General features: G+C 72.8%; 11 protein-coding genes and 1 pseudogene. 2 read left to right on the top strand and 10 right to left on the bottom strand.

Annotated elements, in window-relative coordinates; all coding sequences use genetic code 11:
- Positions 1–24: 24 nt before the first annotated feature.
- The 7 genes and pseudogenes from AB0I79_RS13215 to AB0I79_RS13185 all read right to left on the bottom strand — a co-directional run.
- Entirely contained in the window at positions 25–753 is a 729-nt protein-coding gene (locus AB0I79_RS13215) for a class I SAM-dependent methyltransferase (RefSeq protein ID WP_357871329.1), read from the bottom strand.
- 38 nt (positions 754–791) lie between these two features.
- Entirely contained in the window at positions 792–1,814 is a 1,023-nt protein-coding gene (locus tag AB0I79_RS13210; RefSeq protein WP_357871326.1) for a LacI family DNA-binding transcriptional regulator, read from the bottom strand.
- Positions 1,815–1,890: 76 nt separating this feature from the next.
- Entirely contained in the window at positions 1,891–2,583 is a 693-nt protein-coding gene (locus AB0I79_RS13205) for a cupin domain-containing protein (RefSeq protein ID WP_357871323.1), read from the bottom strand.
- Positions 2,580–3,482, bottom strand: coding sequence for a PmoA family protein (locus tag AB0I79_RS13200; protein ID WP_357871321.1), 903 nt, complete (start codon positions 3,480–3,482; stop codon positions 2,580–2,582). The genes AB0I79_RS13205 and AB0I79_RS13200 overlap by 4 nt, the downstream gene beginning before the upstream one ends.
- Positions 3,479–4,573: a Gfo/Idh/MocA family oxidoreductase gene (locus AB0I79_RS13195; protein WP_357871318.1), complete on the bottom strand. Its 1,095-nt coding sequence runs from the start codon at positions 4,571–4,573 to the stop codon at positions 3,479–3,481. The genes AB0I79_RS13200 and AB0I79_RS13195 overlap by 4 nt, the downstream gene beginning before the upstream one ends.
- A 129-nt stretch (positions 4,574–4,702) precedes the next feature.
- Positions 4,703–5,512 carry a substrate-binding domain-containing protein gene (locus AB0I79_RS13190; RefSeq protein WP_357871652.1) on the bottom strand — a complete coding sequence of 270 codons (810 nt, stop codon included), beginning with the start codon at positions 5,510–5,512 and terminating at the stop codon, positions 4,703–4,705.
- Positions 5,513–5,623: 111 nt separating this feature from the next.
- Positions 5,624–5,725: pseudogene (locus AB0I79_RS13185) on the bottom strand (LacI family DNA-binding transcriptional regulator); the annotation flags it as partial.
- Between the two features lie 185 nt (positions 5,726–5,910).
- On the opposite strand from AB0I79_RS13185, the gene AB0I79_RS13180 reads away from it, so the two are divergent.
- Entirely contained in the window at positions 5,911–7,179 is a 1,269-nt protein-coding gene (locus tag AB0I79_RS13180; RefSeq protein WP_357871315.1) for a serine hydrolase domain-containing protein, read from the top strand.
- A 122-nt stretch (positions 7,180–7,301) separates the two neighbouring features.
- On the top strand, positions 7,302–7,721 hold the full coding sequence (locus AB0I79_RS13175; RefSeq protein ID WP_357871312.1) for a hypothetical protein: 420 nt from the start codon (positions 7,302–7,304) through the stop codon (positions 7,719–7,721).
- A gap of 29 nt (positions 7,722–7,750) precedes the next feature.
- On the opposite strand, the gene AB0I79_RS13170 is transcribed toward AB0I79_RS13175, so the two are convergent.
- From AB0I79_RS13170 to AB0I79_RS13160, 3 genes are all read right to left on the bottom strand, one after another.
- Positions 7,751–8,728 (bottom strand): aminoglycoside phosphotransferase family protein, encoded by a 978-nt coding sequence (locus tag AB0I79_RS13170; protein ID WP_357871310.1) that lies wholly within the window; start codon positions 8,726–8,728, stop codon positions 7,751–7,753.
- Between the two features lie 54 nt (positions 8,729–8,782).
- Positions 8,783–9,991: an amidohydrolase family protein gene (locus AB0I79_RS13165; protein WP_357871308.1), complete on the bottom strand. Its 1,209-nt coding sequence runs from the start codon at positions 9,989–9,991 to the stop codon at positions 8,783–8,785.
- Positions 9,992–10,125: 134 nt separating this feature from the next.
- The gene (locus tag AB0I79_RS13160; protein ID WP_357871305.1) at positions 10,126–13,020 is read right to left on the bottom strand and encodes a M36 family metallopeptidase; all 2,895 of its coding nucleotides are present in this window, start codon (positions 13,018–13,020) and stop codon (positions 10,126–10,128) included.
- Between the last annotated feature and the right edge of the window lie 96 nt (positions 13,021–13,116).

Genomic DNA, 13,116 nt, shown 5'->3' with positions numbered 1-13,116 from the left:
GTGCGCGAGCCGGCCCGGGGCGGGTTACCGGGCGACGGCCAGCAGGGCGAAGCGGCGGGCGGTGACCCTCAGGGGGCGGCCCCGGGCCATGTCCTCGTGGACGGCGCGCAGCCGGTCCTCGTACGCGGACACGTCGAAGCCCGGCACCTGCCAGGGGACGGCGCGCAGGAACAGCACGAGCGCGCCGATGTCGTGGAACGTGGTGGTGAAGGACGCCTCCTCGCTCCAGGTGATCTCCAGGTGGTCGAGGGCGGCCGTCGCCGAGGCGAGGTCCCAGGCGTGGTGCGGATGCGAGGGGCCGCCGAGCGCGGCATTGAGCTCCTCCAGGTCGCGCCCGGACACCTGCTGGGTGAGGTACCTGCCACCGGGGGCGAGCAGGCGGCGGACCTCGGCCGGGTCGTAGGACTCGTGGCGGTTGAGCACGAGGTCGAAGGAGGCGTCGGGGAACGGGCGCGTGTCCTCGGCGACCTCGACGCCCAGCGGCTCCAGGCGGGCCCTGGCGATCGGCAGGTTCGGCGCGTACCCCTCGGTGGCCGCCGTGCGCGGGGGCAGCGGCGCCAGGCCCGCCAGCAGCTCGCCGCCGCCCGTGCCCAGGTCGAGGAGGGAGGCGGCGTTCCGCAGGTGCTCGCGGGCCAGGCGCTCGTAGTCCCAGGGCAGCTCGCCCTCGTAGGTGACGCGGCCGCGGAGGAAGGAGAAGTCCCAGCCCTCGAAGGGGGTGGCCCGCGCCTGGTGGATCAGCTCCTCGAAGTCCATGCGCGTGATCTTGCCGCGTGGAGCCGGGAGCTCGCACCTCAATTGCGGGGCGGGGTGCTCTCCCGGAGGACGACGGTGGCCGGGAGGCGCGTCTCCTCCGGCGCGTCGTCCGACAGTGCCAGCCGCATCGCGCTCACCCCCGCCTCGCGCAGCGGCACCGCCACCGAGGTCAGCGCGGGCACGACGTCCACCGTCGAGGCGATGTCGTCGAAGCCCGCCACCCCGATGTCCCTGCCCGGCAGCACGCCGGCGTCGCGGAAGGCCGTCATCGCGCCGATCGCCATCACGTCGTTGACCGCGAACACCGCCTCCACGTCCTCGAATCCCCGCTCCACCAGCCGCCGCGCCGCCTCGTAGCCGCCCGCGCGGGTGAAGCCGGTCTCGAAGGCGAGCACGCTTCCCGCTCCGTCCAGGCCGGACAGGAAACCCTCGTGGCGGTCGCGGGAGGTGCGCAGCGAGGGCGGGGCGTGGAAGACGGCGAAGCGCCGGTAGCCCGTGCCCAGCAGGGCGCGGGCCAGGCCGGCGGAGCCGCCGTGGTTGTCGATGGTGACGGTGCCGAACGGCAGGTCGCGCTGGCTGATCAGGACGGCCCGGCCCCCGGCCGTCCGGTACGCCTCCAGCTCGTCGGCGAGCTCGTCCCTGGTGCCCGCCCCGTCGATGCGGCTGCCCGTGACGATGATGACGCGCGGGCGCTGGCCACGCAGGGTCCTGACGATCTCCAGCTCGCGCTCCGGCGAGCCGCCGGCCACCGCCATGGTGACGATGAGCCCGGCCTCCTCCGCCGCCTGGCCGACGCCGGCGGCGATGGAGGAGAAGTACGGGTCGGCCACGTCGCGCACCACCAGCGCGACGGTCCTGGTGGAGCCCTTGGCGATGGCCTGGGCCGACAGGTGCGGCTCGTAGCCGAGGCGGGCCGCCGCCGCGCGTACCCGATCGGCGTTCTCCGTCCTGACGTTGCGCGAGCTGCCGTTGAGCGCGCGGGAGGCGGTGGCGACGGACACCCCCGCCTCCCGGGCGACGTCGTGCAGGGTGGGCGCGGGCCCCTCGTCCATGGCGGTCATCTTGTCACCACGCGCAGCGGTTCGCTGCCGCGTCGTACCTGCCTTCCTCGTGGTGGGGAGCGGGCGTTGGCGAAGATCAGTGCACGACGGGGTTGGCGACGTCGTGGGCGCGCAGGTGGCCGCACATGCCCCAGCGCTCCTGCGGCGGGCTCTCCATCAGGGCGGACTCCTGGAGGTGCGTGCCGTCGCCGCGCTCCAGGGCGTCGAGGATCCCGGCGGTGCGGCGGGCCTGCTCGGCGACCGTCGACTCCCAGATCTCCCGCCAGCCCGCCACCTTCGGCCGGACCAGGGCGACCGCGCCGGCGTAGAAGCGCCGCAGCGCCTCGGGGCCGCCCTCGACCAGCCGGTGGAAGCCGTCCACGGCCAGCTCCCGCCGCCGCTCGACCGCCTGCTCGACATCGACGGCGGGCAGGCTCGCCGCGGCGGAGTAGCGGCCGGGGTCGGCCACCACCTCGGGCGGGAACGTCATGACGGCGTCCCCCGCCTCCGGCAGCCCGGCGTTCGACATCACCACCACGACCTCCAGCCCGCCGCGGTTGACCGCGCGGTGGATCGTGCCGGGCGTGAACCAGACGGTCGAGCCGGGGCCGAGCTCCGTCTCCCGCAGGCCGTTCACGTCGAGCGTCTGCAGCGTGCCGCGCCCGCCGATCACCACGTACGCCTCGGTGGAGGCCGTGTGCAGGTGCGGCGTGCCGCCTTCCAGGCCGTCGGCGCAGGCCCCGGTGTAGACGGTGAGCCGGCTGATCGACGTGCCGCCGGGGAAGCTCATCGCAGCGCGTCCCTGCCCTGCTTCGCCAGCACCGCGCAGCCGTCCTCGCCCCGGTCGCCGTCGGCGATCACGACCGCGTACCGGAAGCGGATGGTCTCGCCGCCGGGCAGCGGCACCTCCTCGCTGAAGAACGGCGCCGGGTTCAGGCAGGCGAACTGCTGCGTGCGGGCGAACCACTGCGGCGGGTGCTGCGGGTTGGCGGTGTCGTCCACGATGACGATCGTCGAGCTGTCGCCGGTCTCGTCGTGCTTGCCGCGGAAGCCGAACCACTCGGCGCGCTTGCCGCGCAGCTCGTCGCCGCCCGCCCCGTCAGGGGACTGGATGACGCCGTCGGTGAACGAGCGGGGCCCGCGCCAGAACAGGCCGCCGTAGCCGGCGTTCTCGCGGCCCTTCGTGGTCGGGGAGCCGAAGTCGATGGTGGCTCCCGACACGTTCGTCATGGCCGTCTCGAAGACCAGCGCCCAGGTCTCGCCGTCGACCAGCGTCGCGGTCAGCGCGCGCCGCTCCTCGATGACGGGCGCGCCGTCCTGGGCGGTCCAGTCGAGCGCGTGCCCGATCACGGCCCGGTCGGGCCCGGCCGTCAGGGTGGTCATCTCGCGGTGGGTGGCGCTGCCGTTGTTGTCGAGCTGGACGTACTCGCCCGCGACGTACGTGGGCCCGCCCCAGAAGTTGTGCTCGCCCACGCACGGTAGCGACCAGGCGATGCCCTTGTGCCAGACGTGGTCGTGCGGCCGGAACAGCGACACCAGCCGGCCGCCGCGGGTGCGGATCGGGTGCAGGTACGGCTTCGGCGACTCCAGCACCGGCGTGTCCGGGCGGTAGACGTAGGTGAACAGCTCGACGTCGCCCGCCGTGACGGCGATCGAGCGGCCGAGCGCGTGCGTGGCCTGCAGGGTCACTTCTCGTTCCTCCAAGGGGCGCCCGTGCCGTCCATGCGCAGGGCGAACGGGCTGTCTGCGGTGATCTGTCCGGCCTGGACGCGCTCGCCGGTGAAGGCGGAGGCGTACAGGGCGGCGATGAACTCCATCGTCCGCCGGGCGTCGGCGGTGCCGACCGGCGGCGCCTGGCCCTGGTCGAGGGCGTCGAGCACGGCCGCGAGCCAGCCGCCGTGGCCGCTGGAGGCGCTGCTGCGATCCTGGCCCCACAGCTCGGACAGGGCGTCGTGGCCGGGCGCGGGGGTGATCGTCCAGTCGTCGTCGGTGTAGCCGTACAGGTGCTCGACCTCGACCGTGGCGTGCTCGTAGTCGAAGCGCAGCTCGGAGGTCTGCCGCGGGGACAGCACCGAGTTGACCACGGTGGCGACCGCGCCGCTCTCGAACGTCACCAGCGCCATCGACACGTCCTCGGTGTCCACGTCGCGGGCCTGCCGCGCGGCCACGGCCGTGACCTCGCGCCACGGGCCGAGCACCGACAGCAGCAGGTCGAACTGGTGGATGCCGTGCCCCATCGTCGGCCCGCCGCCCTCCGACTCCCAGGTGCCGCGCCACGGGACCGCGTAGTACGCCTCGTCCCGGTACCACTGCGTGTCGCAGGTGGCCAGCAGCGCGCGGCCCAGCCTGCCCTCGCCGGCCAGCCGCCGCAGCCGTACGGCGCCCGCGCCGAAGCGGTGCTGCAGCACGGTCGCGACGCGCGCCGTGGAGCGCCCTTCCGCCTCGATCAGGGTGTCGAGCTCGGCGAGCGACAGCGTCGGCGGCTTCTCCACCAGCGCCGTCACCCCGGCCTCCAGGCACGCGAGGGCGAGCGGGGTGTGCAGCGCGGGCGGGGTGCACAGGTGCGCGACGTCGAGCTCCTGCGCGGCCAGCAGCTCCTCGGCGCTCCCGTACGCGGCCGGCACGCCGTACTTGGCGGCGAACTCGCGGGCCCGCCCGGCGTCCACGTCGGCCACGGCGACGAGCTCGGCCCGGCCGCCGGAGGCCTGCACGGCCTGGGCGTGCGCGTGGGCGATGCCGCCGGTGCCGATGATCGCGGCCCGGTATGTGCGTTGAGACAAGGTGTTCCTTCACGTCGATGGGGAGGGGGTCAGGCGCCGTCGATCCCGGCCTGGGCGGGAAAACGTATTCCGCAGTTTGCATGCCCCGTCACACGAGCGTCAAGGGTGTCGCCGAGGGAGCCGGGGCGGTTACGGGCGCCGGCGCGTGCTGTCGCGGACGATCAGGCGGCCTTCCAGAATCAGGCGCCGGGGAGCGTCCGACTTCTCCAGCGCGAAACGAATCGCCTGCACGCCCCATTGCGCGAGCGGCAGCGCCACGGTGGTCAGTCGCGGCGTCACGTCACAAGCGAGGGGAATGTCGTCGATCCCCGTCACGGAAATGTCGTCGGGCACCTTCACACCGGCTTCCCGAAAGGCCGAAAGGGCGCCTATCGCGAGCGAGTCATTGGTGGCCAGAACGGCCTGCCCGGGAGCCATTCCCCCGGCCGCCAGCCTTCGCGCCGCGTCGAATCCGCCCTGCCGGCTGACCGGGCAGCGAATGATGCGGAGATCGCGCTCGTCCACGCCTCCGGCCCGCAGGCCCTCGACGAATCCGTCCGTCCGCTCGGCCATGTTGCGCATATCAGGGCCGCCGGTCAGAATCACCGCCCGGCGGTGCCCGGTTTCCGCGACGAAAGCGCCCATCGACCGCCCGGCGCCGTGATTGTCGATGTTGATCGAATCGTAGGTCATGTCCGTATGACCGACGATCACGATCCGCCCGCCCTCCCGCTCGTACGCGGCCAGTTCCCTCGACAGCCGCTCGTCGTCGAGGTACCGGCTGGACGTCAGCACGAGCGCGCGCGGGCGCAGCGAGCGCAGCACGCGGACGGTCTCCGCCTGCCGCTCGGAGGCCGCCATGGTGGACGACACCGTGACGAACGCCCCCGCGTCGCGGGCCTCGTGCTCCATCGCGGCCACCACCATGCCCATCGACGGCGTGGTGAGGTCGTCGGCCACCAGCGCGATCGAGTCGCTGGCCCGGCGCATCGCCCTGGCCGAGGCGTCCACCGTGTACCGCAGGGCCGCCGCCGCGGCCAGCACGCGGGCCTCGTACTCCGGCGCCACCTTCCTGGAGCTGCCGCCCAGGACCCGGGAGGCGGTGGCGATCGAGACGCCGGCCGCCGCGGCCACGTCGTGCAGCGTGACCGTGGGCCTCGCCGCGTGGGGCATCCGCAGTGTCCTTCCCGAGAACGAGCCGGCCGCCGATGAGATCCGGCAATGAAGCGTACTGTCATTCCCGGCTCCGGACCCCGCGCTGTCAACAGGAGCGGCCGCACTCCGGATGACACCTGTCATACGCAGTGCATGACACGCACGACTGACCCGGAACGCCCCGTTTCCGGGAAGCTTGCGGCATGAAGATGCGAGTGTCTGGAAAGAGCACCTCCCGCCGCCTCGCGGCCGCCGCGATGACGCTCGGCGCGCTGATCGCCGCGGCCCCCGCGCCCGCCGCCGCGGACACCGGGCTCGACCGGCAGGCCCTGCGGCAGGCGCTGGATGCCGTGCACGAGGCCGGCATGTACGGCCTCTATTCCCAGGTACGCGACGGCTCGCAGACCTGGCAGGGCGCCTCCGGCGTGGCCGACGTGGCCACGAGCCGCCCCGTGAAGCCCGGCATGGCGCACCGGGTGGGCAGCATCACCAAGACGTTCACCGCGGTGGCCGTGCTCCAGCAGGTCGCCCGCGGCGCCGTCGAGCTGGACGCCCCGATCGCCCGCTACCTGCCGGACGTGGTGCCCGGCGAGCGCGGCGAGCGGATCACCGTGCGGATGTTGCTCAACCACACGAGCCACATCGCCGACCACGTCGCCCCGGCGTTCCCCTCGTTGCTGCAGGGCTCGGCGCAGAGCCTGGACGACAACCGGTTCCGCGTCTTCACCCGCCCGGAGCTGGTACGGCTCGGCCTCGACGCCGCCCCGACCGGCGAGCCGGGTGCCACGCCCGGCGTCTACTCCAACACCAACTACCTGATCGCCGGCCTGCTCCTGGAGAAGGTGACGGGCATGGGCGCCGAGGAGTACATCACCCGCAACGTCATCCGCAAGGCCGGCCTGCGGCACACGTCGTTCCCGCGCACGCCGCACATCCCCGGCCCGCACTCCAAGGCGTACGAGTCGTTGTTCGGCTGGGTCGACCCGCCCCGCGACTACAGCGTCTACAGCCCGACCTGGATCACCACGGCGGGCGCGATGGTCTCCACGATGGACGACCTCAACCGGTTCTACCGGGCGCTGCTGCGCGGCGAGCTGATCGGCGCGGCCGAGCTGGCCGAGATGAAGAAGACGGTGCCGGTGCTGGCGGGCGGCGTGCTGAACTACGGCCTCGGCCTCTACTACCTCGACCTGCCCTGCGGCCGGTTCTGGGGGCACAGCGGCAGTGTCTTCGGCATGGCCACGGAGTCGATGACCAGCGAGGACGGCGCCCGCCAGCTCTCCATGGGGGTCAACCGCACGAAGTACCAGAGCGTGGACGAGAACGGCAACGTCGTGCTGCACCCCATCGACTACGCCAGCGGCGACTACTTCCTGCTGGCGGCGTGCGGCCAGAGCACCGGAGCCCAGGCCAGGACAGCACAGCCGGCGTACGTCCCGTTCGCGGTGGACCGGGTGTCGGTCAAGCGCTGAGGTGTGTCCCTGATCACCTCCGATGTGTGGATTCCTCCACAGATGATCCCTTGCGGTCTCCGTAATGTCCCTGCTGCCGGAACAAACCCCGGCAGCACCGACAAGGGGGAGGAAACCCGATCATGCGTAAGACCCTCACGATCGCCGCTCTGGCCGGTTCGATGGCCGTCACCGGCCTGGCCCTGAGCCCGGCCGCCGCGCAGGCGGCCACGCAGACCGCCACCACCGCTTCCGCGAGCACCGTCACCCTCGTCAAGTGGGGCAAGTTCTTCTCCAGCGACGGCAAGGCCTACACCTACGGCAAGACCTGGAAGTCGGGCGGCAAGGTGTTCACGAAGTGGTACGGCGTGGACAAGGCCGGCGGCAAGAAGGCCTGGGTGTGGTTCGAGTACTACCAGAACGGCTCCTGGCACAAGTTCAACAAGGCCTGGGACGGCAAGGTCGTCGGCACCTGGGGCGGCAAGGGGATCAAGAAGGTCTACACGTTCACCTGCTGGGCCGGCAAGTTCGACAACTGCGGCAAGAAGTACCGCATCTACTAGTCGTTCCCGGGGCTGAGGCGGTGGGGGCCTCAGCCCCGTTCGTCCAGCGTGTCCAGCACCCCGGCGAGCTGCCGGGGCGCCGGCATGATGCGCAGCGCCTCGTCGATCTCGAGCTCCGCCCAGGCGCGGTGCCGCGGCTCGGCCCGGGGGTCGGTCGCGATCCGGGTCTGGAGCAGCAGGAAGTTCAGGCGGGATGCGATGAGCATCGAGAAGTCGGCCGCCGCGGCGACGCGGCCCGGCCCGCCCTCGCGCCGGTACGCCTGGTACATGCGGCTCATGGCGGCCAGGTCGGGGGCCGGGTCGCTGAACCAGTCGAACAGGGCCCTGGCCAGCTCCCGCCCCGGCTCGGCGGGGCCGAGCCCGTCCCAGTCGACGACCACCAGCGTGCCGTCGCGGCCGGCCAGCACGTTGCCGGGGTGAAGGTCGCGGTGGCAGACGATCAGCTCGCCGGGGGCCGGTGGGGTGATCGTGGCGCACAGCTCGGGCACCGCGGCCAGCCGTTCGCGCAGCAGCCCGGCCCAGGCCGCCCCTGACGCCAGCGCCGGCTCCCACGCGTGGAGGGCCGGCGGGCGGTGGAACCAGGAGGCGGGCGGCTCCCCGCCGGGCTCCGCCGTCGCGGGGGGCGCGCAGCGGTGCAGGCGGGCGAGCAGCGTGCCGAGCCGGTCCGGCGTGGCGGGCGCCGCCAGGTCGACCGGGGTCAGGTCGAGCCAGTCGTACAGGCGCAGCCACGTCCCTCCCGGCGTCCGCACCAGGTAGCGGCCGCGCAGGTCGGGATGGCCGGCGGGTGAGCGCACCCCCGCCTCGGCCGCCCGGCGCGCGAACGCGAGCTCCGCCGCGACCAGCGCCTCCGGTGGCGGCTCGCCGAAGATCTCCTTCAGCGCGTAGACGGCTCCCCCGGTCTCCACCCGCCGGATCTGCCCGAGCGCGCCCCGGCGCGGCTCGCCCACCGCGACGCCGTCACCCCACCCGAACGCCTCCCGCGCGTACGCCGTCAGCTCGTCCACCATGACGCCTCCCTCACCACAGCGTCCACCCGTGGCAGCGGAAGGGGAAGCCGACGGTCAGCGCTCGCCCTGGCGCACGCCGCGCCGCCACACGTCGGCGATGGCGCGGGTGGCGGTGATGTCGGTGGTCGGGTCCCCTTCCACGAGCAGCAGGTCGGCCCGCAGGCCGGAGGCGATCCGGCCGCGGTCGGCGAGGCCGAAGCAGCGCGCGGTGACGCCGGTCGCGGCGGCCAGCGCCTGCTCGGCCGTGAGGCCCGCCTCCGTCAGGAGCAGCAGCTCGCGGTGGAAGCCCGCCCCGTGCACCGGCCCGAACGGCGTCGCGTCCGTGCCCGCCAGCACCGGCACGCCCGCCCGCAGCAGCGCCAGCGCGGAGCGGGAGGCGTTGGCCACGCCGGCCGAGTGCATGGGGACGCCGGCGACCTGCTGGTCGAACGTGGCCTTCGACCGCTCCGACATCCGCCCGGCCACCCGGGGGTCCCGCAGCAGCTCCCCGCCGCCGGTGCCGCCGGTGACCGCCTCGATGTAGACGATCGTGCTGATCACGAAGGCGTCGTACGAGGCGATCCTGGCCGCCGTCTCCTCGGCCTCCTCCCCGGGCACGTCCGAGTAGAGGTGCGCCAGCCCGTCCACGCCCGCGTCCAGGGCGATGAGCGCCTCCCTGGCGGTCACCGTGTGGGCGATGACCTTGAGCCCGGCGGCGTGCCCGGCCTCCACGAGGGCGGCGGCGAGCTCGGGGGTGAGGACGGGGAGGTCCATGCCGGACACCGCCCCGTCGTCCACGGCGATCTTCAGGTAGTCCGCCCCCTCCGCCAGCCGGGCCTCCACGAACGCCCGGGCCTGGCCGGGGTCGGCGACCGTGTCGAGGCCCGCGCCGGAGTCGCTGCCGAGGGCCCGCAACAGGTCCGGGGTCATGAGCTGGCTGGGGTGGCCGCCCGGCGCGGTGGCGATCATGCTGGAGCTGCGCAGGTCGGCCACGTCGTCGCGCTCGGCGGCCAGCCGGCGCTGGGCGGCCAGGATGGGCGGCAGGTTGTTCATCTCCAGCTCCGTGGTGACACCGAACGTCAGCGCCTCGGCGAGGTCGCCGTCGTAGGCGTGCGTGTGGGCGTCGATGAGGCCGGGCAGCAGGGTCTTGCCGGTGCCGTCCACCTCCACGTTCACCGCGCTGCCGTCCGGCTCCGCGATGCGGTCGCCGTCGATGAGCACGTCGGTGCCGGGCACGGTCCGCTCGCCGTCGAAGACGCGGACGTTCCTGATCAGGGTGCGCATGGTTCTTCCCGTCGCTGTAGTTTGACGTCGAACTAAGTTGATTCCATCCAGAATAGTACGTCATCTAACTATCTGGCGCGCAAGAAGAGGGCCGCCGTCGCGGGGACGGCGGCCCTCAGCGAGACGTCATCGCATCAGCGGGAGAATGCCTGGAACTCCGCCGCCCTGACGTGTTCCCTGGCCGGGCTGGCCGTGGCGCAGTCCGTCGCCGAGTTCGGATCGTTGTCCTGCTCGCCGGCGTACAGCGGGTTGCCCGTGCACTGCGTGGTGAGCGCCCGCAACATCAGGTGCGTGGCGCTCGTGCTCCGCACGTCGAACGACTTGATGAGCATGTCCGCGCCGCGCGGCCGGGGCAGCGTGGTGTCGAACGCGTTCGCCTTGCTGGTGTAGATCTTCGTGAAGCTCGCCGGATCGGCGCAGTTCGCGCTGCAGGCCAGCACCTCGAAGGAGCGCAGGCTGGAGAAGCGGTTCTGCGTGCCCGGGTCCGCCGGGTCGGTGCCGGGCCGCAGCATGGCGCTGACCTGCACCCTGCGGATCCTGACCGGCTCGTCGCCCGCCAGGTCCACCACGACCGACTTGCCGGCGGGGGCGCCGGTGCGGGAGGCCCAGTTCGTGGCCTCGGTCTCGTCGATCAGCATGGCCTGGTTGACGCCGTCGCCCGTCGCGGTCGCCCCGCTCGCCGCCGAGGCGTGGTTGCGGGACAGGGCCAGCGGGAGCGGCAGCTCGACGCCGGGCAGGACCGCGTACTTCAGCCGCTTGTGGCCGAAGCCCGCGCCCGCGACGACGAAGTCGTACAGGCCGGGCGTCATCTCGACCGTGTCGCCGAGCTCGGTCGCCGGGTCGGTGTCCGCGACGGGGACGACGCGGCCCTCGTAGTCGCCCACGTACAGCCGCAGCGCCGCGCCCTTCGCCTCGCCCAGCGGCTTGAGCTGCAGGGAGCCGTTCTTGCCCGCCGGGTTGACGAAGCTCGGCGTCGCGTCGGCGTCGTTCGGGCCGTTGCTGGCCGCGTTCGCGCCCAGGCCGTGCTCGGCGAAGGCGCGCCACATGATGTCCTGGTTCGCCCCGCCGAAGCGGATCGTGTCGGCCGCCAGCAGCGCGTCACGGTGATCGACGTAGTCGACCGCGCCCGAGGCCATCAGCAGCAGGGCGTCGAACGAGAGCTGCGCCCAGCGCCGGTTGCCCGGGCACTTGTCCACGGGGGTGCTGCCCTCCGCGCACGAGCGCTGCAGCCTGGCCGAACCCTGGCCGTACCGCTTGACGAAGGCCGCCCGCACGTCGAACTGCGTGGCCGACCAGATCTCGCCGTCCGCGTGCACCTGCGTGCCGACGATGTCGTAGCCGAGGTTGCTGTAGTTGAGCGGCGACTTCGACATGTCGTAGTTCCTGATGCCGCGCGACTTGTCCCCGGTGACGTAGCCACCCGTGACGTACGGGGTGTCGCCCGCGGGGCGGTGGCCGTACTCGAAGAGCTGCTCCATGGAGAACAGGTCGGAGGTGCTCTCGTTCATGGCCCCGGCCTGGGCGCCGCTCCAGCCGGCGGTGGGGCCGCCGATCATGCGGCCGGAGATGGCGTGCGTGTACTCGTGGCCGATGACCGACATGTCGTAGTCGCCGTCCACGCAGGGCGCGTAGAACGACCCGGCGATCGGCTGCCACAGGTACATGTTGGTGATCGGCGCCGTCCCGTCGGGGCCGGTGATCTGGTTGGCGTTGTCACGTACGGTCAGGATCCGCGCCCCCGCCTGGGCGTTGCCCTGCTCGGGGTCGTTGCCGAGGCCGCCGCGCCCGCCGTTGTCGGCCTGCATGTTCCAGGCGGTCTCGGTGAAGCCGAGCCGGTAGGACCAGTCGTGCATGCGGTTGTGCATGGCGTTCAGGTTGGCGATGGCGGCTTCGAGGTCGGCCTCGCCCGGCTGGTCGAACACGGCCGGGTCGCACTTGGCCTCGTGCCAGGTGTTCTTCCAGGGGTAGGCGTAGTTCCTGCTCGGCGTGAGCACGTTGGGCCGGGTGCCGACCGTGAACGGGTCGCCGCTGGCTCGGTTCTCGAAGGTCCTGGCCGCGTTGCCGAGGCTGGTGAACGTGGGCTCGTTGGTCGCGTGGTCGACGTCCCACGCCTTGCCGGTCGCCGGGTCGCCGCCGGTGGCCTCGTCGCAGCCGGGGCCGGGCGCGTGGCACCAGGTCTGGCGGGTGTCCTTGGAGGAGTAGTCGCCGGGCGGGTTCGCCGGGAAGACGTCCCAGCGCGGGTTGTCCGGGTCCTGGTGGTGGTCGACGAGGTTCTCGCGCGTGATGATGCCGCCGCTGACCGCGTCCACGTGCGTGGTGTAACCCGCCTCGGCGCCCTGAGCCCCGCCGATCAGAACCACCTGGTACGCGCTGTGCACCCCGTCGGGCGCGGGCACGGCCACCGGCGTGGCCTGCTTGGTGACCGCCGAGGCCAGGTCGATGCCGCCGTCCCTGGCCGCGATCTCCATGGCCTGCTGGGCGCTGATCCGCGCGGCCGGCGGCGCCTCGGTGCGGCGCGACAGGGAGGACGTGACGTGCCTGACCTGCCCGCCGGACACGCCGATCGCGACGAGGCCGTCCACGCCGGCCGGCAGGTCGCCGAAGCGCTGCCGCAGCAGCACGGCGGCGCCCGTGCCGATCGGGTTGACCGCGACCGTCTCCAGCGCGTCCACGGCCTCGGCCGTCAGCCCGAAGACGGCCTCGTTGTCCTTGAGGTAGGCGCGCGCGGCCTGGACGGGGTCGCTGCCGAGGCCCTCGGCCAGCGGCTCGGCGCTGACGATGGCGGCCGGGGTGCCGAGAGCGTTCCAGCGGATCTTGCCGGTCGGGCCGGCGAGGCGCAGGTTGGCCGGGGGCTGCACCCGGCCCTGGCGGTTGTCCACATCCGGTCTGCCGGAGTTCTCCGCCTGGAAGTCGTGGATCTCCGGGGCCTGCCCGCCGGGTTCGCCCCGGGCGGCCCCGGCGAGGGGGAGGATCGACGCGGTGAGCGCCGTGACAATGAGCGTGCTGCGTAACCAGGACTTGGTCGACACGTTTTCCCTCCTGCGTGCCAGGGATGCGCAGGTTTCGCGCATCTCGCAAGAGGTAACACCGCACTCAGAGGCTGACAAGATCTTGTAAAAACGGAA

The organism is Nonomuraea sp. NPDC050202, assembly GCF_040656115.1.
In the GTDB taxonomy this organism is placed as follows: Bacteria; Actinomycetota; Actinomycetes; order Streptosporangiales; family Streptosporangiaceae; genus Nonomuraea.
This window is presented reverse-complemented; position numbering and strand designations above follow the sequence as displayed.

Bases quoted from the DNA above. Each gene is read 5' to 3' on its own strand.
- AB0I79_RS13205 (WP_357871323.1), bottom strand. From the start codon at position 2,583: ATGAGCTTCCCCGGCGGCACGTCGATCAGCCGGCTCACCGTCTACACC.
- AB0I79_RS13210 (WP_357871326.1), bottom strand. From the start codon at position 1,814: ATGACCGCCATGGACGAGGGGCCCGCGCCCACCCTGCACGACGTCGCC.
- AB0I79_RS13175 (WP_357871312.1), top strand. From the start codon at position 7,302: ATGCGTAAGACCCTCACGATCGCCGCTCTGGCCGGTTCGATGGCCGTC.
- AB0I79_RS13215 (WP_357871329.1), bottom strand. From the start codon at position 753: ATGGACTTCGAGGAGCTGATCCACCAGGCGCGGGCCACCCCCTTCGAG.
- AB0I79_RS13180 (WP_357871315.1), top strand. From the start codon at position 5,911: ATGAAGATGCGAGTGTCTGGAAAGAGCACCTCCCGCCGCCTCGCGGCC.
- AB0I79_RS13165 (WP_357871308.1), bottom strand. From the start codon at position 9,991: ATGCGCACCCTGATCAGGAACGTCCGCGTCTTCGACGGCGAGCGGACC.
- AB0I79_RS13170 (WP_357871310.1), bottom strand. From the start codon at position 8,728: ATGGTGGACGAGCTGACGGCGTACGCGCGGGAGGCGTTCGGGTGGGGT.